25 protein-coding genes are annotated in these 21412 nt (G+C 64.7%); 12 read left to right on the forward strand and 13 right to left on the reverse strand.

What is annotated here, in order from left to right:
- Positions 1-219 precede the first annotated feature (219 nt).
- Complete coding sequence (locus AC1D14_RS09560; RefSeq protein WP_476968352.1) at positions 220-924, forward strand: GntR family transcriptional regulator; 705 nt, start codon at positions 220-222, stop codon at positions 922-924.
- A gap of 91 nt (positions 925-1015) precedes the next feature.
- On the opposite strand, the gene AC1D14_RS09565 is transcribed toward AC1D14_RS09560, so the two are convergent.
- Positions 1016-1648 (reverse strand): PadR family transcriptional regulator, encoded by a 633-nt coding sequence (locus tag AC1D14_RS09565; RefSeq protein ID WP_230118841.1) that lies wholly within the window; start codon positions 1646-1648, stop codon positions 1016-1018.
- A gap of 243 nt (positions 1649-1891) precedes the next feature.
- Between AC1D14_RS09565 and AC1D14_RS09570 the strand changes: the two genes are divergently transcribed.
- Both AC1D14_RS09570 and AC1D14_RS09575 read left to right on the forward strand, forming a co-directional pair.
- Positions 1892-2272 (forward strand): hypothetical protein, encoded by a 381-nt coding sequence (locus AC1D14_RS09570; protein ID WP_476968353.1) that lies wholly within the window; start codon positions 1892-1894, stop codon positions 2270-2272.
- A 452-nt stretch (positions 2273-2724) separates the two neighbouring features.
- Positions 2725-3009: a hypothetical protein gene (locus AC1D14_RS09575; RefSeq protein ID WP_476968354.1), complete on the forward strand. Its 285-nt coding sequence runs from the start codon at positions 2725-2727 to the stop codon at positions 3007-3009.
- Between the two features lie 209 nt (positions 3010-3218).
- Here the strand turns inward: AC1D14_RS09575 and AC1D14_RS09580 are convergent, their stop codons facing one another.
- The 3 genes from AC1D14_RS09580 to AC1D14_RS09590 form a co-directional block, all read right to left on the reverse strand.
- Positions 3219-3971 (reverse strand): hypothetical protein, encoded by a 753-nt coding sequence (locus AC1D14_RS09580; RefSeq protein ID WP_230118838.1) that lies wholly within the window; start codon positions 3969-3971, stop codon positions 3219-3221.
- 128 nt (positions 3972-4099) lie between these two features.
- Positions 4100-4447 carry a VOC family protein gene (locus AC1D14_RS09585; RefSeq protein ID WP_476968355.1) on the reverse strand — a complete coding sequence of 116 codons (348 nt, stop codon included), beginning with the start codon at positions 4445-4447 and terminating at the stop codon, positions 4100-4102.
- 77 nt (positions 4448-4524) lie between these two features.
- The gene (locus AC1D14_RS09590) at positions 4525-4821 is read right to left on the reverse strand and encodes a hypothetical protein (protein WP_230118836.1); all 297 of its coding nucleotides are present in this window, start codon (positions 4819-4821) and stop codon (positions 4525-4527) included.
- Positions 4822-5030: 209 nt separating this feature from the next.
- On the opposite strand from AC1D14_RS09590, the gene AC1D14_RS09595 reads away from it, so the two are divergent.
- Together AC1D14_RS09595 and AC1D14_RS09600 are read left to right on the forward strand one after the other, a co-directional pair.
- Positions 5031-5606 (forward strand): hypothetical protein, encoded by a 576-nt coding sequence (locus AC1D14_RS09595; RefSeq protein WP_476881244.1) that lies wholly within the window; start codon positions 5031-5033, stop codon positions 5604-5606.
- Positions 5607-5782: 176 nt separating this feature from the next.
- Complete coding sequence (locus tag AC1D14_RS09600; RefSeq protein WP_476968356.1) at positions 5783-6247, forward strand: hypothetical protein; 465 nt, start codon at positions 5783-5785, stop codon at positions 6245-6247.
- Positions 6248-6304: 57 nt separating this feature from the next.
- On the opposite strand, the gene AC1D14_RS09605 is transcribed toward AC1D14_RS09600, so the two are convergent.
- The 5 genes from AC1D14_RS09605 to AC1D14_RS09625 all read right to left on the reverse strand — a co-directional run bounded on the left by AC1D14_RS09605 (position 6305) and on the right by AC1D14_RS09625 (position 10354).
- Positions 6305-6721: a hypothetical protein gene (locus AC1D14_RS09605; RefSeq protein WP_230118833.1), complete on the reverse strand. Its 417-nt coding sequence runs from the start codon at positions 6719-6721 to the stop codon at positions 6305-6307.
- A 114-nt stretch (positions 6722-6835) separates the two neighbouring features.
- The gene (locus AC1D14_RS09610; protein WP_354962144.1) at positions 6836-7303 is read right to left on the reverse strand and encodes a hypothetical protein; all 468 of its coding nucleotides are present in this window, start codon (positions 7301-7303) and stop codon (positions 6836-6838) included.
- Between the two features lie 107 nt (positions 7304-7410).
- Positions 7411-8073, reverse strand: a complete 663-nt coding sequence (locus tag AC1D14_RS09615) for an SDR family NAD(P)-dependent oxidoreductase (protein WP_230118831.1) — start codon at positions 8071-8073, stop codon at positions 7411-7413.
- On the reverse strand, positions 8070-9341 hold the full coding sequence (locus AC1D14_RS09620; protein ID WP_476968357.1) for a multidrug effflux MFS transporter: 1272 nt from the start codon (positions 9339-9341) through the stop codon (positions 8070-8072). Before AC1D14_RS09620 ends, AC1D14_RS09615 begins: the two co-directional genes overlap by 4 nt.
- The gene (locus AC1D14_RS09625) at positions 9338-10354 is read right to left on the reverse strand and encodes a zinc-dependent alcohol dehydrogenase family protein (RefSeq protein WP_476968358.1); all 1017 of its coding nucleotides are present in this window, start codon (positions 10352-10354) and stop codon (positions 9338-9340) included. The genes AC1D14_RS09620 and AC1D14_RS09625 overlap by 4 nt, the downstream gene beginning before the upstream one ends.
- Before the next feature lie 138 nt (positions 10355-10492).
- On the opposite strand from AC1D14_RS09625, the gene AC1D14_RS09630 reads away from it, so the two are divergent.
- Positions 10493-11377, forward strand: coding sequence for a helix-turn-helix transcriptional regulator (locus tag AC1D14_RS09630; RefSeq protein ID WP_476968359.1), 885 nt, complete (start codon positions 10493-10495; stop codon positions 11375-11377).
- Between the two features lie 17 nt (positions 11378-11394).
- On the opposite strand, the gene AC1D14_RS09635 is transcribed toward AC1D14_RS09630, so the two are convergent.
- From AC1D14_RS09635 to rfbA, 4 genes are all read right to left on the reverse strand, one after another.
- Positions 11395-11745, reverse strand: a complete 351-nt coding sequence (locus AC1D14_RS09635; RefSeq protein ID WP_476968360.1) for a DUF202 domain-containing protein — start codon at positions 11743-11745, stop codon at positions 11395-11397.
- Between the two features lie 4 nt (positions 11746-11749).
- Positions 11750-12187, reverse strand: a complete 438-nt coding sequence (locus AC1D14_RS09640) for a YidH family protein (protein WP_476968361.1) — start codon at positions 12185-12187, stop codon at positions 11750-11752.
- 58 nt (positions 12188-12245) lie between these two features.
- Positions 12246-13958 carry a multicopper oxidase family protein gene (locus AC1D14_RS09645; protein WP_476968362.1) on the reverse strand — a complete coding sequence of 571 codons (1713 nt, stop codon included), beginning with the start codon at positions 13956-13958 and terminating at the stop codon, positions 12246-12248.
- 859 nt (positions 13959-14817) lie between these two features.
- Complete coding sequence (gene rfbA / locus AC1D14_RS09650) at positions 14818-15723, reverse strand: glucose-1-phosphate thymidylyltransferase RfbA (protein ID WP_476968432.1); 906 nt, start codon at positions 15721-15723, stop codon at positions 14818-14820.
- 65 nt (positions 15724-15788) lie between these two features.
- Here rfbA and rfbB point away from each other — a divergent pair, with 65 nt between their 5' ends.
- The 6 genes from rfbB to paaD all read left to right on the forward strand — a co-directional run bounded on the left by rfbB (position 15789) and on the right by paaD (position 21411).
- Positions 15789-16787 carry a dTDP-glucose 4,6-dehydratase gene (gene rfbB, locus AC1D14_RS09655; RefSeq protein WP_476968433.1) on the forward strand — a complete coding sequence of 333 codons (999 nt, stop codon included), beginning with the start codon at positions 15789-15791 and terminating at the stop codon, positions 16785-16787.
- Positions 16788-16790: 3 nt separating this feature from the next.
- Positions 16791-18197 (forward strand): sugar nucleotide-binding protein, encoded by a 1407-nt coding sequence (locus AC1D14_RS09660; RefSeq protein WP_476968363.1) that lies wholly within the window; start codon positions 16791-16793, stop codon positions 18195-18197.
- 169 nt (positions 18198-18366) lie between these two features.
- The gene (gene paaA, locus AC1D14_RS09665) at positions 18367-19386 is read left to right on the forward strand and encodes a 1,2-phenylacetyl-CoA epoxidase subunit PaaA (protein WP_476968364.1); all 1020 of its coding nucleotides are present in this window, start codon (positions 18367-18369) and stop codon (positions 19384-19386) included.
- Positions 19387-19532: 146 nt separating this feature from the next.
- Positions 19533-19931 (forward strand): 1,2-phenylacetyl-CoA epoxidase subunit PaaB, encoded by a 399-nt coding sequence (gene paaB, locus AC1D14_RS09670; protein WP_476968434.1) that lies wholly within the window; start codon positions 19533-19535, stop codon positions 19929-19931.
- Between the two features lie 11 nt (positions 19932-19942).
- The gene (paaC, locus tag AC1D14_RS09675) at positions 19943-20863 is read left to right on the forward strand and encodes a 1,2-phenylacetyl-CoA epoxidase subunit PaaC (protein ID WP_476968435.1); all 921 of its coding nucleotides are present in this window, start codon (positions 19943-19945) and stop codon (positions 20861-20863) included.
- Positions 20860-21411 (forward strand): 1,2-phenylacetyl-CoA epoxidase subunit PaaD, encoded by a 552-nt coding sequence (gene paaD, locus AC1D14_RS09680; RefSeq protein WP_476968365.1) that lies wholly within the window; start codon positions 20860-20862, stop codon positions 21409-21411. Before paaC ends, paaD begins: the two co-directional genes overlap by 4 nt.
- The last annotated feature ends 1 nt before the right edge of the window (position 21412 follow it).

Below are 21412 nucleotides of genomic sequence, written 5' to 3' on the forward strand. Positions count from 1 at the left end.
ATGCCGAGTCGGGAAGGACTAAACCACGAGGCCAAGCGGCCGATCTTGCCGCAGCAACAACGCCGTCTGTGTTCCAGATCACCTTGGCGCTTGATATCCTGTACCGTACATCATGCATGATCGTGAGGCAACGGGTCGCAGTCGCGTAGCCTTCAGGCAAAGACGGGCTCCGTTAGCGCCCTTCAATTGAAACCAGAACGATTCGTAGAGGATGTCCACATGAACGCCATGTCGTACGAGGAAGAAGAGGGGCTAATTGCCGCACGGCCGATGTTGGTGGATCAGGTATTCGAGGCCGTCTTGTCCTTGCTGCTAGACGACAAGATCCCCACCGGTTCGCCGCTGAGCATCGACGGCTTGGCCAAGCGCTTCAAGGTGTCCTCCACCCCCGTACGGGAAGCCCTGGCACGGCTCGAGGCAACGGGAATGGTCAGGCGCGAGGCGCTCCGGGGTTACAAGGTTGCGCCGGAACCGACGGCAGCCGATGTGGCCGCGCTCCTGACCGCCCGGGGCATACTTGAGCCGGAAATCACCCGGATCGCCTGTACCAACGTGACAGATGCTTTGGTAGCCGAACTCGAAGAGTTCAATCGGGACCTCGACGCTTCTCGTCTTGGCGGAGTCACCTTCCCCGGCTACCGCGCGTACTGGAAGGCGGATGAGAGCTTCCACCGTCGCATCGCGGAAGCTACCGACAATGAGTTCCTGTTGAGGGCCTACGGTTCAATCGAAGGCCACATTCAGCGGTTCAGGCTCATGGTGCACAACGACATGAGCGGCGAACACACGGTGCGGGAACACCAAGCCGTCATCGACGCCTTTCAGGCACGCGACGCTGGCGCGGCTTTGGCTGCGATGAATGATCACATCGAAGGCATCAGATCGCGCTCGTCAAGCCTCACCAAATTCGCCCAGCAAAGCTAGGCGGCCAGCTTCACCGACTCTGACGTTGCTGATCACACTCGAAGGCCTGGCCCGCACTCCCGGGCGCGCGGGTCCGTGCCGGTCGTCCGGGTCAGTCGGCGAGGATGAGGTAGAGAGCGCGGCGGGTTTCATCCATTTTTTCTATGGCTGCCTGGCGCTGCTCTTCGGTTGCCGCCACGCGGAACTGCTGGATGACTCCCATGAGCTTTCCCACGCTGTGGTGAAACGCAGTCCCGGAGCCGTGCGGGTCGGTGTTCCAGGCGTTGGCGAGCTCTTCGGCGTGTTCGGCAACGTAGGCGCGGCCGTCCTCCGTGAGGGTGAATTCCGTGCGGCGGCCCTCGCCCACGGGGGCAATGAGCTCCTCGTCAACGAGCTGCTGGAGCGTGGGGTAAACAGATCCCGGACTGGGGCGCCACGTGCCGGAGGTCTTTTCTGCGATGGTCTTGATCAGCCCGTATCCGTTGGAGGGCGCTTCGGCCAGCAGCGAAAGAATCGCAGCGCGGACATCGCCCCGGTTGGCGCGGCGCGAACCGCCCGGTCCGAAACCCCGCGGCCCGAAGCCGCCGGGACCAAAACCACCGGGGCCGAAACCACCGGGACCGAATCCGCCGCCGTGTCCGTGGGGTCCGCGGCGGCCCCTTCCGCGTTCGAAGCGGCCCTTGCCTGGCCCGTCCTGAGTGAAACTGTTTTCTGTGAATCTGTTGTCGTCGTGGATGCCTTTCATGGCAGCACGTCCTTTCAATCTGAACCAACATGCCGATAATCGGCGATACTTAACGATATATCGGTAAGTATCGGCCGTCAATGATCAGAATGCCTCCTGGATACCACTGTTCCGGTTCCGGCTTCAGCTCCGGGCCGCCGGCCGCGGACCGGCCGGCCGTGGCGTTAGGCGGCCCCGCTGCTCCCGTGGCTGCGGCCGTGGGCGGACCTTCCGAAGGGTCAGGTCCAGTGAGACGATTCCACTATGAGCGAGAAATCAAGCGGCACTTCGGCGGACCATGGCCCGCACCAGCACGCCCACGCCGCACCGACAACGCAGCAAACGCGTACCGTGGGCCAACGCCGCCGCGACGCAGAAGAGAAGCTGGAACACCATCTCCAGGAAGCCCGCCACAAGGATGATCCGCACCACGACGACGACGGCGACCACGACCACGACGACGACGCCCGACACGACGGCGACGCCGGACAGGAAGCCGCCGGGGCCGTCGATAGCCGGGACGTAGCCGCCATCCAGAACGACGACCGTCTCACCGCAGCCGACCGCGTGGACCTGATCGCCAACCAGGCACTCAGCGAAGGTCAAGACGCCGAACAAAGCCGGGAACCCGACGGCACACCCTGACCAGCGATGACACCTGAAAACCTCAAGGTTCAGGACGACGGTGGCAAAGGGACCTTCCGGCAATGTGCAGGGGGTCGCCGGACCCGGCATTGACGAGGGGGGGAGTGCATTGCCGGGTCCGGCGGACTGATCGGTTGGAGGACACCTAACGACCAGATACCCAGATCGTGGCGGCCCGACCTTCAGGAAAGCCTGCGGGACCCTATGAAATCTCAGACCCCCTCCCCACATGCCACCCCCTCCACGGTCGGTTACAGGAACAAGGCCCCCCATCGGGGGCCTCACCACCCCTGACAACCCCTGCAGGCACCGGGTGTTCACCATGGTGCCGGAACAGGATGCTGGCATGAGACAAGGAGCGTGGTCACTATGGTGAAGCGGGAAATGCCGGCAACGTCGCCGGGGATCTGCACGGGCCCTGGAAGGCACTCGGCACCGGGTCAAGGTATCCGGTGACTGTCGTGGAGCCGTATCCGGCGGCCGAGGATTTCAGGGAAGAACCGGGGCCGCGCACTCCGCCGGCACCCGGCGGGCCTCGTCCTCCCGCCTGGCCACCCCCCGTGCTGCGGCGCCAGGTCCTGAGCATCATCATTGACGTCATCAACGGACCGGACACCGAGCCGCAGGTGCGGCAAGGCCTGCACCAGCATCTGGACGACAACCCCGGACGCCCCGAACAGGCGTTGCTGGCCCACCTCCGTGATTGGCAGGCGCGGGAGAGCCGGTCACTGGAGTGACGCCGGGAGGAACGACGCCGGGCGGCAGCACCCGCCGCCTCGCAGGGGCGTACGCTGAGACACAGGCCGCCGGCGGTCGGTCCACTGGATTCCCCCAATGCCGGATGGACACCCAGCCCGTCGCCGGTCCCAATACCCACCGGCCCGGCGGCCGTAACCGCGCCGGGCACGCCGGGACCCCGCACCGCGGGTACCGGCGCGCCCCCGTGTCAGCTCGCAGACCGGACGCTTACGTTCCCAATCACCAACGTGCCCAACCGCGCTGCTGCGACGATGTCCACAGAGGAATCGCTGATGAGAAGGTTGTCCCCGCCGATGACCAGGACGCTGCCGTTCCCTGCCGCCTGAAGCCACCCGGCATCATCCGGGCTCTCTGGGTCAAGCTGCTCGCGGTACATTGTTTCGCCGCCGACATCCAGGGCGATCAGGCCCCCGCGCGACACACTGAAGCTGCAGGCCTGCCCGGTTTGGCGGGCCTGGTCCAGAATGTCTGAGTAGTCACCGCTCATCGCCAGCTGGAAGCCGTGGGAAAGCAGAATCGCGACCAACGCGGAGGTCAGCTCGCCGCCGTTTTCCCGGAAGCTCACCACGGGGACCACGGTGTATGCCAGCACCGGAACGATTCGTGAAGCTCCCGAATCCGTCCCGTGCGTGAGCATCACCCGAGCTGCCAGAGGCGCCAGCCCTTCCGGCCTGTAGGGGGACTCATGGACCGTCACTGCCGGTTCTCCGCAGTGACGGTGGCAGACCCAGTCGCTGAATGTCCGGTATTCGGTCCCGTCTGGGGCCTTGCTTTCGGTGATATCCACTATCAGCGAGAGAGGCTCACCGGCCCGCAGCGGCCGTCGGCACTCGGCACACCTCGTAGCGACGGCGGCCGCGGTAGCCACGTAGCGCGTCGTGTCCCTGCCCTTATAGGGCTCCAAACGTCCATCCCAGGCAACATTGAGTGTGACCGGCATAACATCAATTCTACCCGCCGGTAACCGTGGGGGGCGGGCTTTGCGCACCGGTTCTGCTAGAGGACGACGGCGAGGGGTTGCGGACGCCGGTCCCGAGACTTGACCGCGGGGCCGGCGCCGCCGTCGGCTTAGCCCGGCTGTTTGGGCCGCCACACGCCAAAGCGGTTGCCCTGCGGGTCAAGGAGGTGCGCGAACTCGATGGCGCCGTTGTCAACGAACGGGACGGCGACGCTCGCACCGAGCGACTCGGCTTGGGCGATCGCGGCTTTCACATCGTCCACCTGCACGTAGAAGATCGCCCAGGCGTTTCCGCCCAGCGAGGTGGTGTCCCACAGACCGCCCTTGTCGCCGTCGACCGTCCGGTATCCGGCCGGCGAGAGCTCACCGAAGGTCCAGTCGAACAGTGAGCCGTAAAAGCTCCGTGCGGCATCCGGGTCGCCCGAGCCGATCTCGAAGTAGTTCACTACGGCGGACATCGCCTTCTCCTTTCCGTACTCAACACAAGCGCTTGGGTGGCCGCCCTCCGGCACCCTCGGCAGCGTCCCCCGAATCGCTAGGGCAGGATCTTGTAGAGATCGACGACGGTCTCTTCCGGCGGCGACGTGAATCCGCCCTCGATGCCCTGCTGCATCCGGGGAAGGAGGATGCCGTCGCGGAATTTCTCCCAACTCTCCTTCGACTCATGGACGGCCATGATCGTCCAACCACCCGCAGAACGGCCTGCAGCATGATAGATCTGACCGTCGGGCAGGCGCCCTTCGCCTGGGTGGACAGCGGCAATCGAGGCCTCGTACTGGTCCTTGGTGCCTCCTGCAAAGAAGTGCACGATTCCGTAAGGCGCGGCGTCCATTTCTGCTCCTTGAATAGTCTGGTTTGTGTTGGACATGCCAAGCAATAGACCCCGCCATGCGGGTTGTCAATGGTGCCCGGTCCGGTGGTGCCCATTCACCGCCAGGGGACCGACCGAACAGGCGGGCGGGACGAGTGCGGCATCAATCTTGGCTAACTCTTGGATTTGTCCTGCACCTATCCTTTCCATCGGATTCCTACTGTTGAAACATGAAAACAAAAGCAGCCCTCGCACTGACCCTCACCGGCATCCTCCTCTCCGGATCCGCCGCTCTCGCCGCCAACGCCCAGACGCTCAACAGCTCCCACACGGGTACCAGCGACGACGCCAAGAACGTCCTCATCACGGACGATTCGGCCACCAGAACCGCCACTCCTGCCACCGCCAAAGTCGTGGCCAAGGCAGCGCCAAAGGCGGCAACCAAGGCCAGCGACGACAAGAAAGCCGACGACAAGAAAGCATCAGCAGCCAAGAAAGCCGCCCGTCCCGCTGAAGCAGGCGATGACAACGGCGGGACCCGGACCACGCCTGAACCCGGAGACGATAACGGTGGGCTGGCCACCGCTCAAACATCCACCGGCAGCGGCTCCGCCGTCACGGCAGAACCGGGCGATGACAAGGGCGGACTGAGGACAACGCCGGAGCCGGGTGATGACAACGGCGGACTGCGGTCAGCCCAGACGTCCCGGGCGGCCCAGGCTGGCGATGACAAGGGCGGAGCCAGCAAGGCGACAGAACCCGGAGATGACAGCGGCGGCCATGGCGGCCACGGCAGCGACGACTGAACCCTGACCCGACTCATCCAGCAACTTCCTGGAACGCAAAGGGTGGCCCTCCCAATAAAGGAGGACCGCCTTTTGGTTCGCCAAAGTCCTGCGCAGCATCGAAGCGGAACCAGTCTTGGACAAGTCTTGGATTTCCCCTGCACCTATCTTTTCCAAAGCCGTCCTACAGTTGGATCATGAAGAGCAGGGCAGCACTCGCACTTTCAATTACCGGCATCCTCGTCACCGGCTCCGCCGCCCTGGCCGCGAACACCTACACGCTCAACAGCTCGCAGACGTCGACCCTCGGCAACGCCGGCAACGTCCTGCTGCCGGACACTTCGGTCACGGCGAGCCCCGCTCCGGGCCGGGCGCCGACCAGCACGGTGGCCGGCCCCAAGGCAACACCGCAGGCGACGAGCAAACCGGGCAGCGGCAAGAAGGTGGACGACAGCAAAACGGCGCCGTCCAAGAAGCCTTCCCCCGCTCCTGCTCCGGGGAGCAACCAGGGCGGTCCCGTCACGGCGCAACCGGGTGCGGGCAGTGGCGGAACCATCGCCACCCAACCGCCGTCGGGCGGTGGCCAGATCGTCATCCCGCCAGGTGACGACAAGGGCGGTCTCCGCGGCGGAGGCAGCGGCGGCCACGGCAGCGACGACTAAACCAGGCTCGTAACGCTCAGCCGACGCGATACTGTCGCGAGACAGCCCCGCATCCACTCACTTGGGTGCGCCTCCGGGCCTGCGCTTACGGTCCAGCACGAGGGCCACGGCGATGCCGAACATCCAGACGTCCTTTGCCAGCGGTGTCCCTTTCTGAGTGGGGCGGACGCCGTCTGCCTCGGTCATGCCGGGGGTCTTCCGATACATGGCCAGCATGGACCCGGAGAAGATCCCGAGACCCACTCCGACCAGGCGGCTGGGAAGGAAAGGTGCTAGCAGTGCCGCGCCCAGTGTCATTTCCGAATAGCTGAGCAGCTTGCCGAACGTTTCGGGCTTGATCCGGCTGACAGGCGGAATGACCCTCGCCGCCATAGCCTGAAGCCCGGCTGCGCTGTCCTTATCCAGGTTCCGCTTGCCGTAGCCGGCATTCAGGATGAACGCCCCGGTGGTCACGCGCAGAGGGATATGACTCATTGTTCTCATGTTCGGTCCCTTCATAAGGCCCCTGCAACCGAGCCTAGTTTCACTGCCCCCACCCCGCCAGCCCCACAGCTGGCAAGAGGCAGACGGCCACGCTAATGAAGAGCCTTACCCGCCCCAGACCGAGGACGAGCCGGAGTGCCCGGTGATGATGCTCTGGTAGATGAGGAACAGCCCAGCCAGCACGCCTACGGCCAGGAGGGCAATCCTGACGGGACGGGATTCCTGAAGGCCTGCCAGCGCGGGAACCCGTCGGGCCAGCGGCGCGTACGTGGCTGCGAGCATCAGCGCCACCACCACCAGGAAAACCACCGAGGTGTATTTGAAGATGTCACCCTGCCGGGCGTGCGCCTGGATCGCGTCGGTGGCGCCCCGGATCGCCTGCAGCTGTTCCCCGGCCTGGGCGGTGATCAGGGCCAGGGGAGCGAGCATGAGGGTCAGGACTCCGAGCGGCCACGCCAGATAGTTGCGGGTCCGGGCGGCAAGGCCGTAGACCACGGCGCCGAGCCCGGCGAGCGGCCCGAAGACCACCACGGCGTGGACAAGAAGAATGTGGGCCGGAAGGCCGGCAATCATGAACACAGGTTGCTCCTTGCAGGACGGTTACCGCATGTCAGGACGGGTACTGCGTGCTGTCACGCTAGCACTACCCACAGGCCAAGGACGCCAAGAACCACGCGTGCTCAGTCGAGGGGTGCTACGAAGGTGCGGAAGTCCGTGCGGTCGGTGTGGATGTGCCAGAGGGTATCGGCGAGGGCCGCGGGTTCGTGTGCTGGGTCGCCGCCGCCGATGCCGAGCGGGATGATCAGCTGGCCGACGTGGATTCCCTCCGGGGCGAGGGCGTCGTGGAGCAGCTGGGCGTAGGCGCTCTCGCCGGCGAAGGCGATGGAGGTGCCCGTAACAGTCCCACTGGGCCTGACCGCGCTGGCTCCGTTAACGAAAAGAACCGTGCCACGGCCCAGTGCCCGCATGCCGGGAATGACCTGATTTGCGGCGGTCACGGGGCCGTAAATGGAGAATTCCACCGGGCCCACGAGGTCTGCTGCAGCGGTTTCGAGGACCGGGCGCATGAAGTCCTTCGCGGGGACGGGGCTGTACTGCAGCACTTCAATCGGCCCGAGGCTCGTGGCTGCCTGTTCGAGGGCGGTTTCCAGGGAAACGGTGTCCCGGACGTCCGCGGTGAAACCCTGGGCAGTGATTCCCTCGTTGCTCAGCGCCGCGGTGAGCTCGTCCAGGCGGGTGCGGTTGCGGGCGATAAGGGCGACCGCGTGACCTTCGCGTCCGAAGCGACGGGCGACTGCGAGGCCCAGGCCAGTGCCGGCGCCGATGATTGCGATGGTCGTCATGAGAGGGTGGCTCCTTCAGATTGTGGGTGCCGGGGAGATGTCCCCGGTTGTGAGGCGCTCGGACGGGCCAGGATGAGGAGTCCGAACAGGGAGAGCAGTGCACCGGCGATCATGAGCACCGCCATGGGGACGGCGGTGCTGGAACCGCCGAGGCCGGCGATCGGTGCGACGATGCCGGCAGTGGTCCATTGCACGAGGCCGAGAACTGCTGAACTGGTACCCGGGTGCTCGGGTACTTCCGCGGAAGCGAGGGCGCCCCCGTTGGTGTTGATGAGACCCTGCGCGACCATGAGGGCGAAGAAGCTGCCCATGGCCACCAAGAGGGGAGTGGCCCACCACAGGGCTCCGGCCAGCATGGCCACACCGGCGACCAGGGCGATGACCTGTCCGGTGAGGATGACCCGGCGGGTGGGCACGCGGCCGGCCATTCGCGCCGAGACGAGGGCGGCGATGGTCATGCCGCCTGCGTTGGCGGCGAAGACGATTGAGTACGCCACCGGTGACAGACCGTTCATGTTTTGCAGGATGAACGCGGACGTGGCGACGTAAGCGAAGAGTGCGATGAACGCAGAGGATGCCACCACGACGTAGCCAACGAACCGGCGGTTTGACAGCACGGTGCGTGCGGCGTGCCCGAATTCACGCAGCCCGCCCGCGTGCCGTTTGGCGGGCGGCAGCGACTCGGGAACCACGAACAGGGCGCACAGCATCATGAGGATGCCCAGAGCGGCGAGTACCCAGAACGTCATCCGCCAGCCGGTCAGCTGCAGGATGACCGCCCCGAGCAGGGGGCTGATGATCGGGGCCACGCCGCCAATGCCCATGACGAGGTTGAGTACCCGGACCAGCTGCGAACCGTGGGCGAGGTCGACGATGACGGCACGGCCGATAACCATCGCCCACCCACCCCCGAAACCCTGCAACAACCGGGCGACCATCAGGATGCCGACGTTCGGGGCCAGGGCGCAGGCGACGGACGCGACTGCCATCAGAATCGTGCCCGCGACCAGGGGCATGCGCCGGCCGCGCTGGTCGCTGAAGGGGCCGCCGACGAGCTGGCCGAGTCCCATCCCGGCGAAGAACGTCGTCAGGGTCAACTGCACCGCGGACGCCGTCGTGCCGAATTCCTGCGACACACGCGGGAACGCCGGGACGTACATGTCGGTGGCGAGCGGCGCGACGGCGGTGAGGAAGATGACCGTGGCGACGAGTGCCGCCGGGACGGCTCCCGACGGCCGCGATCGTGTTGTGGTCGACGACGTGCTCATGGCCGCAGGAGTACCTTGATGGCTCGGCGTTCGTCCATGGCCTTATAGCCTTCGGCTGCCTCGTCGAGGGGCAGTTCCAGGTCAAAGACCTTCCCCGGATTGATCTCCCCGCGGAGGATGAGGTCGATCAATTCGGGCAGATAGTCCCGGACAGGGGCGGGTCCGCCATGCAGGTGGACGTGGGAGAAGAACATCTCCAGGCCCGGCAGCTCGACGTCGTGCGCGACGCCGACGTAGCCAACGTGGCCGCCGCGGCGAGTCGCGCGGATGGCCTGCATCATCGATTCCTGGGTGCCGACGGCCTCGATGACCGAGTGCGCGCCCAAGCCATCGGTGAGCTCCTTGATTCTTGCCACCCCCTCGTCGCCGCGTTCCTCGACGATGTCGGTCGCGCCGAACTCGCGGGCGAGAGCCTGCCGGTCGGCGTGGCGGGACATGGCGATAATCTGTTCGGCGCCCATCTGCTTCGCCGCGAGGATCGCGAGAAGTCCCACCGCGCCGTCGCCGACGACGGCGACCGTCTTGCCCGGTCCTGCCTCGGCAGCTTTGGCACCGAACCATCCGGTCCCCAGGACGTCGGAGGCGGCCAGCAGCGAGGCGACCTTGTCGGCGTCGGGCATCTCCGGGGTGGCAACAAGCGTGCCGTCGGCGAGGGGGACCCGCATGTACTCGGCCTGGGCGCCGCCGACACCTTCGCGGTGAACACATCCCGACTGGTAGCCGGAGCGGCAGATCACGCAGGTGTTGTCAGAGGCGAAGAAGGACCCGACGACGAACTGGCCCACCCGGACGTTCCGCACGTCGGCGCCAACCTCCTCGACGATACCTACATACTCGTGTCCCATGGCCGCAGGTTCATTGATGCTGTCGGCGCCGCGGTAGGGCCACAGGTCCGACCCGCACACGCATGCCGCGACCAGCTTGATGATCGCGTCGGTCGGCTTTTGGATGGCGGGGTTTTCCCGGTCCTCGACGCGGACGTCTCCGGGGGCGTGCAGAATGGTTGCGCGCATGGCTGGTGCTCCAATTCGTTGAATGCATGGGGGCTGATTTCCATCAAACCCGCAACGGGCGCGTGTAGCGAGGGCCCTGCTGAAACGGGTTATGGCAGACCCTCCCAACCGTTCCCGGTTACGTCGTAACGTTGCGGTATGGATAACCGAGCCGAGACACGAGAGTTCCTGGCCTCCCGGCGCGGACGCATCACCCCCGAGCAGGCAGGGATCGAACCGATCGGAGGGCGGCGCCGCGTGACAGGTCTCCGGCGGGAAGAAGTCGCCCGCCTCGCCGGCGTCAGCGTCGACTACTACACTCGCCTCGAACGCGGAAACCTCACCGGCGTATCGGACAGCGTCCTCGACTCCATCGCGCGGGCACTGGAACTCGACCGCGCCGAACACGACCACCTCTACGACCTCGCACGCGCAGCGAACACATCAATTCGGAAGCGTCCCACCACCGCGGCGCCGTCAAGCGTGCGCCCCGTGATGCAAAACCTTCTCGACGCGATCACCGGAGCGCCCGCCTTCATCGGGAACAACCGCATGGACATCGTCGCGGCCAACCTCCTCGGCTACGCCCTCTACTCCGAGATGTACCGCGGAACCGCCCGCCCCGCAAACCACTCAAGGTTCATCTTCCTCGACCCGCGCGCCCACGACTTCTACCCCGACTGGGACCGCGCAGCCAACGTCAACGTCGCGATCCTGCGCCGCGACGCCGGCCGCAACCCGCACGACAAGGGAATCGCCGCACTCGTCGGCGAACTCTCGATGCGCAGCGATGAGTTCCGCACGCGGTGGGCCGCGCACAACGTCCGCCGCCACTACTCAGGTACGAAATCCTTCCAGCACCCGGTGGTTGGGCTCCTCGAACTGAACTACCAGGCCATGGAACTCGAAGACGACCCCGGGCACACGCTTACGGTGTATCCCGCCGTCCCCGGCAGCCCCTCCGACGAATCCCTCCGGCTCCTCGCATCCTGGGYCGCGACCGAAAACGTCGTCGAATCGGCCCGTGCCAGCGCCGTCGGCTAAACAGGTACAGCGTGCTGTCACGCCAGCACTACCCAGAGGCCCAGGGCGCCAAGCACCACGCATGAACTTGCCGTCCACAGAACGGCGGCGATGTCCGGTGCCAGCTGCCCCGCCGTGATGCCGTGGACGCCGCGGCGGTAGCGCACCCGCTGGGTGAAGTAGATGGAAGCTGCGGCTGCTGCCGAAACGACAAAAAGCGGCAGGACCAGCGGTCCGTGTTCCGGAATCCACCGCAGGAAGATGGCGCTGGCGGTCACCATCGTCAGCATCGTCCGGCCCCAGGCCAGCACCGTGCGCTCGGGCTGCAGCCCTGGATCGCCGTGGCCAGGCTGACCGTGCAGTGGACCGTCCGGCGGGTTGCGGGTCATGTCTTCAGGCCAGGACGACGACGGCGATCACCACCGCCGCTGCGACGGCGCAGCCGGCGGCGAGCAGCGGGGCAATGAGCGGCAGAGGCAACGGCCGGTTGGTGCGCAGGCTTCCTTCGACGCGGAGCCAGCGCACGGCGGCTCCGGCGCTGAGGATCATGCCGAGCAGGAGCAGCAGCACCGAGAGTCCCCGGCGTACCGGTTCCAGGAAGACGTCCGAGGTGAAGGCTTCCACGGCGATGCCGCCGGCCAGGAGTGCCAGCGAGGTGCGGATCCAGGCCAGGAACGTCCGTTCATTGGCCAGGGTGAAGCGCGGGTCAGGCTCGGCCCCGCCGGGGAGGAGCCTTTCGGCGATCCTGCTCCTGCGGACCGGGTCGGGATCGAGGGCCGGGCCCGGATCGGGGGCTGGTCCGGGGCTTGGGTCAGGCGGATTCGCGGGCACGGTCACAGTCTAGACACTCATTTGAGCCGGCCGCTGAATTGGGGACCACTGGCACCGGTCAGGGCGTGATTTCCCAGGAGAACATCATGGCGTGGTCCTCGTGAGCCAGGTTGTGGCAGTGGCCCACGTAGGGTCCGGTGAAGTCCCGGAATCCCCGGTAGACGATGACTGACTCGCCGGGGTCAAGCGCTGCCGTGTCTTCCTTCGAGGAGTCATCGGGATGCCCGGGATCCGGTGTGCGGGTCACGTCCTTGCCATTGCGCATGACCGTCCGGTGCTCCTCCTGATGTAGATGCACCGGGTGCACCCAGCCGCCGCCACCGTTGCGGAGCTCCCAGAGATTAAAGCTGCCCTTCTTTTGCTGGGCCAGCGGCGTCCGGCCGGCAGGGTTTTTCAGGCTTGCCAACGCGTGGTTCGGATCGAAGGGTTTGCCGTTGATCAGCCACTCGATCTCCCCGCCGGCGCTGCCCCGCTGCACCTCGAAGATCATCCGGTTGTCCAGCATGCTCTGCCAGTTGCTGGGCAGCGGCGGAAGTGGACGGAGGGGGAAGGTGGCTTTGGGGATCTGGCTGTCGTCCGGCGCGGTATCGCCGATCACGATCTTCAGGACCGGCACTTTGTACTTCGGGTCGGGCGAGAACCGGGAGGACTTGGACCACATCCGCCCGTCGGGCATCTTCATGACGTTGGTGAGGTAAATGACGTCGCCCTTGGTGGTGGGTGTGCCGTCCTGGTACTTGGTGAAATCAACGATCACCTCGCGGCGCTTCGCGGGCCACAGCTCGCACGAGTTGCGTGTGAGCGGGAAGGGCAGGAGGCCGCCGTCGGCAGTGATCTGGGTGAACTGCATGCACTGCTGGCCGTCCTCGATCCGGTACTGGCCCTGAAGTTCGTCGCCGTTGTACCCGAGCGACGCCGAGGACTTCGGTCCCTTGGTGGAGGTCATCAGCTTGAATTCGTAGATGCGGGCCACGGAGCAGTCCAGGAACCGAAGGCGGTATTTGCGCCGCTTCACCTCCAGTACCGGGAAGGCCGTCCCGTTGACGGTGAAGATGTCGCCGACGAACCCGTGGTTGGGGAAGTGCTTGTAGAACGTCTTGCCCCACCATTCGGGGTGGGTTGCCGGGTTCTTGGCGGCCGGGTATTCGCCCAGCCCGTCGTGGAAGTCCTGATGCGTGGTTACGCCGTCGTCGAGCCGGCAGTCAAAGAAGGCCAGCGGGATGTCGTATTTGACGTCGAAGGATCCGTCCGGGTTGTTAGTGCGGACGCCGGGCAGCCGCAGTCCCCGCCGCTCGTCGCCGATGTCGATGCCGTTCTTTGGGTCGTAGAGCGGGTACACGCCCACCATGCCCTTGTACACGTTTGCACCGGTGTGGTCCATCGCGTGGTCGTGGAACCAGTAGAAGCTTTGCTTCTCGCGGTCGTCCCCGCCGGAGGGGTAGTTCAGATACAGGTTGTCCACGAACATTCCCGGCAGGTAGCCCCGGTGCTTGGGGCCGGCGATCATCGAGTAGTGCGGATTGCCGTCGCTTTCGGGTGCCGTGTGGCCGTTGTGCAGGTGGGTGAGGAAGGCCAGGTCCGGGGCGCCGAAGTCCTGGCGGTCCAGGTTCAGCGGGTTCTCGGCCAGGTGGTTCTCGAAGCGGACCAGGACCGGCTTGCCGTACTCCGCGTTGATCCTCGCCCCCGGAAAGCCGCCGTTGAAGCCGTAGATCGTGCTGGGGGGGCAACGTCCGTTTTGTGCCGGCAGGGTACGTCTTGCGCTTCGCGTCAAAAGAGACCGCCGGCCGGCCGTGCACATCGATCGGAAGCACCTGGGACGTGGTGAACGCGTGGGTCCGGAGCAGCAGGTCGATTTTGTAGACAATCGGGTCCGGATAGCCGACCTTGTTCGGCCAGATCTGGTGCTGCTGGTTGCGCAGCGAGTTCTGCTGGCCCGGTCCCGGCCCAGGCGGATTCGGCCAGGCGCTGTACACCGATTTCGGCACCGGGGCCAGCGCCTTCAGGATGGGCAGCGGGTCGTTGAACGGTGAGATGATCAGCGGGCTCGTGGGGAACTGTTCAATGTAGAACAAGCCGTCACTAAGTGCCGTGGATGTGGCGGCGAAGGCGCCGTCGGGTGAGAGCAGTCCTCTCTGAGCCAGTAGCGGAGCAGCCCAGGTCTGTGCGGCCGCGAGCGCGGCGGCGGCTCCTCCGGCCGCCCCCAGGCGCAGCAGCGTACGGCGTGGCAGCGCGCTCGTGTTTGCAGATTCCTCAGACATGCTCTGGCCTCCTTGGCGTTGGGGGCACAAGCCAACTCAGCCGGCCCGGTCGTCACCTTTATGTGTGATTCCGAGACCGAACATGACCACGAGGAACTCCTTCGCCTCGTGGGGTGAGAATTTCTGCAACGGTTGCCCCTGGCAACAACTCTGGGTTTCGGACCTTGGGAAAACGCTAGGATGCTGGCTAGTTCCCCGCACTGGCGGGGAGATGCCAGGTTGAGACGGACCCTTTCGCGGTGCTGCTCCCATGATCCGTCAAAGGGACGTCTCCCCCTTCAAGGGCACTGAGATCTGAAGAGAATGCCCGGCATCGACATCTGGCATGTCTGTTAGCGCCCACGACGAATGAACGCCGCAACCGAACATCAATCAGCGGAGAGACAGTTCCAGGCGCTCCGGGTTCTCGGCAGCATCCTCGGCGAGCAGGTCCAGAAGGTAGCGGCCGTAGCCGCTCTTGGCCAAGGGCGCGGCCCGATCCTGGAGCTCATCGTCGCTGAGGAAGCCGAGTCGCCAGGCAATTTCCTCGGGGCAGCCGATTGAGAGGCCCTGCCGCTTCTGGACGGTCCGGACGAATTCGGACGCTTCGTTGAGGGAGTCGAATGTTCCGGTGTCCAGCCATGCTGTACCGCGGGGGAGAATCTCCACCTGCAGTTTGCCGCGGTCGAGGTATTCGCGGTTCACATCCGTAATTTCGAGCTCTCCGCGGGGCGAGGGCTTGAGGTTCCGGGCGATTTCGACAACATCGTTGTCATAGAAATAGAGCCCCGGGACCGCGTAATGGCTCTTCGGGTGTTCCGGCTTTTCCTCGAGGGAGATGGCCCTGCCAGTGGCGTCGAACTCCACCACTCCGTAGGCAGTAGGGTCTGCTACCCGGTAACCGAAAATCGCTCCGCCATCGATGTTGGCAAACCGGCGGAGTTGGGTGCCCATGCCCTGGCCGTAAAAGATGTTGTCCCCGAGCACCAGTGCAACCGGTCCGTCGCCAATGTGCTCCGCACCGAGGACGAAGGCCTGGGCCAACCCATCCGGGGACGGCTGCTGGGTGTACGTGATGTTGACGCCGAATTGACTGCCGTCACCGAGCAATCGCTGAAACTGGTCGGCGTCGTGAGGCGTCGTGATGATCAGGATGTCCTGAATGCCGGCGAGCATCAGTGTGGACAGGGGGTAGTAGATCATCGGTTTGTCATAAACCGGAACCAGCTGTTTGCTGATCCCCAATGTAATCGGATGAAGTCTTGAACCGGTCCCCCCGGCGAGGATAATTCCGCGCATATATGCAAGTTTCCGGGTCATTCGAAGTTCAACCAAATCAATGGCGTTATGGAACTATGGAAATCATGCAGAAACTCCTCGTGACCGGTGGCGCAGGCTTCATTGGTTCCAACTTCGTCCACTATGTTCTCAATCACACAGATGGCGCCGTCACGGTCTTGGACAAGCTGACATACGCGGGGAATAGGGCCTCCTTGGCAGGTTTGCCGCCGGAGCGATTCCAGCTTATCGAGGGGGACATCGCCGACGCGGCTCTCGTGGACGGCCTGGTTGCTGATTGCGACGTGGTGGTTCATTACGCTGCCGAGTCACACAATGACAACTCACTGCATGACCCGCGCCCGTTCCTGGACACGAACATCATCGGCACCTACACGCTCATCGAGGCCGCCAGGAAGCACAACAAGCGGTTCCACCACATCTCCACCGACGAGGTTTACGGCGACCTCGAACTGGACGATCCGGAACGCTTCACGGAAGAGACGCCGTACAACCCGTCCAGCCCCTACTCCTCCACCAAGGCGGGCTCGGACCTGCTGGTGCGCGCCTGGGTGCGGTCCTTCGGCCTGCAGGCGACCATCAGCAACTGCTCGAACAACTACGGTCCATACCAGCATGTCGAAAAGTTCATACCTCGGCAGATCACCAACGTGATCGACGGGATCCGGCCCAAGCTCTACGGCAAGGGCGAGAACGTCCGCGACTGGATCCACGCCAACGACCATTCTTCCGCCGTCTTGGCGATCATCGCCAAGGGCCGGATCGGCGAGACCTACCTGATCGGCGCAGATGGTGAGAAAAACAACAAGGACGTCGTAGAGCTGATTCTGAAGCACATGGGGGAGGCGCCGGACGCCTACGACCACGTTGTGGACCGCCCCGGCCATGATCTGCGCTACGCCATCGATTCATCGAAGCTCCGCGACGAGCTGGGCTGGCAGCCGGAGTTCTGGGATTTCGAATCCGGCATCGAGAACACCATTGACTGGTACCGGGACAACCAGGACTGGTGGCGTCCTCAGAAGGCCGCCACGGAAGCGAAGTACAAGGAACAGGGCCAGTAGACGATGCCGATCGCGTTCTCCAAGCCTCTTTCAGCACACGAAACTCCAATTCCCGGCGTCGTCCTTTACGACCTTCCGGTCCACGGCGACAACCGCGGCTGGTTCAAGGAGAACTGGCAGCGCGAAAAAATGATCGCCCTCGGGCTGCCGGATTTCCGGCCGGTCCAGAACAATATTTCCTTCAACGAAAAGGCCGGAACCACTCGCGGGATCCACGCCGAGCCGTGGGACAAGTTCATTTCCGTCGCCACCGGCAGGATTTTCGGTGCGTGGGTGGACCTGCGCGAGGGCCCCTCTTTTGGCGCTGTGTTTACTGCCGAATTGGACCCCAGCCAGGCAATCTTCATTCCGCGGGGAGTGGGCAACGCTTTCCAGACCCTAGAGGACGACACGGCATACACCTACCTCGTCAACGATCACTGGTCAGCAGATGCGCAGGGTCAATACAGGTTCCTTAATCTCGCCGATGAAACCGCCGGAATCAGGTGGCCGATTCCCTTGGACCAGGCGGAGCTTTCGGACAAGGACAAGGCGCACCCGCGTCTGGCAGAAGTCGTCCCGATGGCGCCCGAGAAAACCCTTGTCCTTGGTGCGAACGGCCAGCTTGGTAAGGCCCTGCGTGCAGCCTACGACGGCGATGAGTCGGTCGAATTTGCAGGTCGGGCGGAGTTCGATTTGTCCAGCGAGGCAGCGTTCAGCAGCCGAAACTGGAAAAACTACAGCACCATCATCAACGCAGCTGCCTATACAGCTGTAGATGCAGCCGAGACCGCTGATGGCCGGGCAGCGGCATGGGAAGTCAATGTTGGAGCCGTAGCGCGTCTTGCTCGCACTGCAGTTGAGCATGACCTGGCCCTGGTGCATGTCTCTTCCGACTACGTTTTCGACGGCGCCCGAGGGGCCCACGATGAAAGCGAACCGTTCACTCCTCTTGGTGTCTACGGACAGACCAAGGCAGCTGCAGACGCAGTAGTCAGTGTGGTCCCGAAGCACTACATCGTGCGGACCAGTTGGGTCATCGGAGAAGGCAATAACTTCGTCCGCACCATGGCGTCGCTGGCACACCGGGGGATCAAGCCATCGGTGGTCAACGACCAGATCGGCCGGCTCACGTTCACGGAAGATATTGCCGCCGGCATAAAGCACCTGCTCGACTCCCAGTCGGCATATGGCACCTACAACCTCAGCAATGACGGTGAGCCACAGTCTTGGGCGGATATTGCCGCAGACGTTTACGAGCTCGCCGGCTCGTCCAGGGACGACGTAACCGGAGTCAGCACAGCGGAGTACTTCAAGGACAAACCAGCTGCTCCCAGGCCCCTGAACAGCGCACTGGATTTAAAGAAAATTCGCGGAGCTGGTTTTGAACCCCGTAATTCCGGTGAAGCGCTGGCCGTCTACCTCAAGTAGTACGACTCCTGCAAAACCTGTGTTTGCACTCAAGCGCCGCTGTCTTCAAGAGAAGCCAGTGGCGCTTTTGTGTGCGCCCCGTGCTTGACGCCCTCTGAATCTTCCGCATATCCTGAACGAACGGTCGGTAATTATTTCCGAGGACGCACGTGAATGCATAGGAGCAACCATGGCAGCGCAGAATCTGCAGCCAGTGCCTGAGGCACTGTCCCCAGAGGATCAGGAGCGGGCGGCACAGCTCGAGGCGGAAGGGCAGGCGTACTTTGACCACGTCATGGCCCAGGACTCCCGGATCGAGCCGAAGGACTGGATGCCTGCCGCCTACCGCAAAACCCTCCTGCGCCAGATCTCGCAGCACGCGCACTCGGAGATCATCGGCATGCAGCCGGAGGCCAACTGGATCTCCCGCGCGCCGAGCCTGAAGCGCAAGGCGATCCTCATGGCCAAGGTCCAGGACGAGGCAGGCCACGGGCTGTACCTCTACTCCGCCGCCGAGACCCTCGGCCAGCCGCGCGACAAGATGATGGACGACCTCATCGCCGGCAAGGCCCGCTACTCCTCGATCTTCAACTATCCGGCCCTGACGTGGGCAGACATGGGAGCGATCGGCTGGCTGGTTGACGGCGCCGCCATCTGCAACCAGGTCCCGCTCTGCCGCGCATCCTACGGACCGTACGGCCGTGCCATGGTCCGCATCTGCAAGGAAGAGTCCTTCCACCAACGCCAGGGCTTCGAGATCCTGCTGGAACTCTCCAACGGCACCCCCGCGCAGAAGCAGATGGCCCAGGATGCCGTGAACCGCTGGTACGCCCCGGCCCTGATGATGTTCGGCCCGCCGGATGACGATTCGCCCAACTCCAAGCAGTCCATGGCCTGGAACATCAAGCGCTTCAGCAACGACGAACTGCGCAGCCGCTTCGTCGGAATGATGGTGGAGCAGGTCCGGGTTCTGGGCCTCACCCTCCCGGACAGCGAAGTCCGCTTCAACGACGAAACCAGGAAGTGGGAACACGGCCCGCTGGATTGGGAAGAGTTCAAGGAAGTTCTGGCCGGCCGCGGCCCCTGCAACGCGCAGCGGCTTGAGCGCCGCCGCGAAGCGCACGACGACGGCGCCTGGGTCCGCGAAGCAGCCGCCGCTTATGCGGCAAAACAGGCACGCAAGCACGCAGAAAAGGAATTTGCAGCATGAGCCCTCACGGCAACCCGGAAGTACCGGCAAGTTCCGCCGGAGAAGTAGAAAGCTCGGCCGCCAAGGTCCCGGCAGGTCCGGTGAGTGAGCCTTCAGCTGCCCCGGTGATTGAGCCTTCAGCTTCCCCGGTGATTGAGCCTGTCGAAATCCCGGTTTCGACAAGCTCAACCAGCGGTGGCTCGGTTTCGACAAGCTCAACCGGCGGGGTTTCGACAAGCTCGGTTTCGACAAGCTCGGTTTCGACAGGCTCAACCAGCGAGCACGGCAACGTCTGGCCGCTCTGGGAAGTCTTTGTCCGGTCCAGCCGCGGGCTCAGCCACGTCCATGCTGGCAGCCTGCACGCGCCGGACGCCGCCATGGCCCTGCGCAACGCCCGTGACCTCTACACCCGCCGCAACGAGGGCGTGTCCATCTGGGTGGTCCCGGCCGACGCCATCGCCGCCAGCGATCCGGACGCGAAGGGGTCGTTCTTCGAGTCCCCGCAGGGCAAGGATTACCGGCACGCCACGTACTACACCAAGAGCGAAGGAGTGAAGCACCTGTGAATTCTGAAAGCGTGACCACTCCCGAAACGCACGCCGAAACGCACGCAGAAACCACCGGCCACGGCGACATCTCGGTCGGCGTCGCAGGCAGCGGGGACTCGTCCGCCAGCGCCACCCGCATCACGCCGGGCAACGCCCTCCGTCCGGAGGACATCGCCCTCGAGGTCCGCACCGGTCTGGTGAAGCCCTCCGAGGACGCGGCCGAATACGCCCTTCGCCTCGGCGACGACGCCCTCATCCTCGCCCAGCGCCTGGGCCACTGGATCTCCCGCGCCCCCGAGCTGGAGGAGGACGTGGCCCTGGGTAACATCGCCCTGGACCAGCTGGGCCACGCCCGCTCGTTCCTCAGCTACGCCGCCGGCCTCAGCGAAAAGAGCGAGGACGATCTCGCCTACTTCCGCCGAGAGCACGAGTTCCGCTCCGCCCACCTGTTCGAGCAGCCCAACGGTGACTTCGCGGTTACCATCGCCCGCCAGTTCGTGGTGAGCTACTACCAGTTCGAGCTGTACAGCCGGCTGACCCAGTCCACGGACGCCACCCTCGCCGCCATCTCCGCCAAGGCCGTGAAGGAAGTGGACTACCACCGCGACCACAGCGCGCAGTGGATCCTCCGCCTGGCCCTCGGCACCGAGGAGTCCCGGGCAAGGATCATCCACGGCCTGAAGCTGATCTGGCCCTACGTGGGCGAGCTCTTCGTGGATGACGAGCTGACCCACCGCCTGGCTGAAGCCGGCACCGCCGTCGAGCCGTCCAGCCTGAAGGCTGACTTTGACCGCCTCACCGGCGAGATCCTCGCCGAGGCTGAGCTGGAGGTTCCGCAGGTGCCGTTCGCACCGGGCGGCGGCCGCCGCGGCAAGCACTCCGAACACCTCGGCTACATCCTCGCCGAGATGCAGGTGCTGGCCCGGGAGCACCCCGGAGCAAGCTGGTGACCGCCGTGTACGTTCAGGAACCGGGCACCCGGATCGCGGAGGTCAGCGCCGAGGAGAAGGCGTGGGCCGTCGCCGCCACGGTGTGCGACCCGGAAATCCCCGTGCTCACCATCGAGGACCTGGGCATCCTGCGCAGCGTCCGGATGTTCGACGACGGCGGGCTGGTGCCCGCTGTCCAGGTCACCATCACGCCCACCTACTCGGGCTGCCCCGCGATGGACGCCATCCGCGACGACCTCAAGGCCGCCTTCCGCAAGGAAGGCTACCCCAGCGTCCACGTGGAACTGGTGCTCGCCCCGGCGTGGACCACGGACTGGATGACGGACGCCGGCAAGGCCAAGCTGCAGGAGTACGGCATCGCGCCTCCCAGTGGCCGCGCCGCCGCCGGGGGACACTCCGGCCCTGTACGGCTGAGCCTGGCCGTGAAATGCCCGCAGTGCTCGTCGCTGAACACCAAGGAACTCACCCGCTTCGGTTCCACCTCCTGCAAGGCGCTGTACGTCTGCCAGGACTGCAGGGAACCGTTCGACTACTTCAAAGTCCTGTAAG

This window comes from Arthrobacter sp. P1_B11, assembly GCF_056406715.1.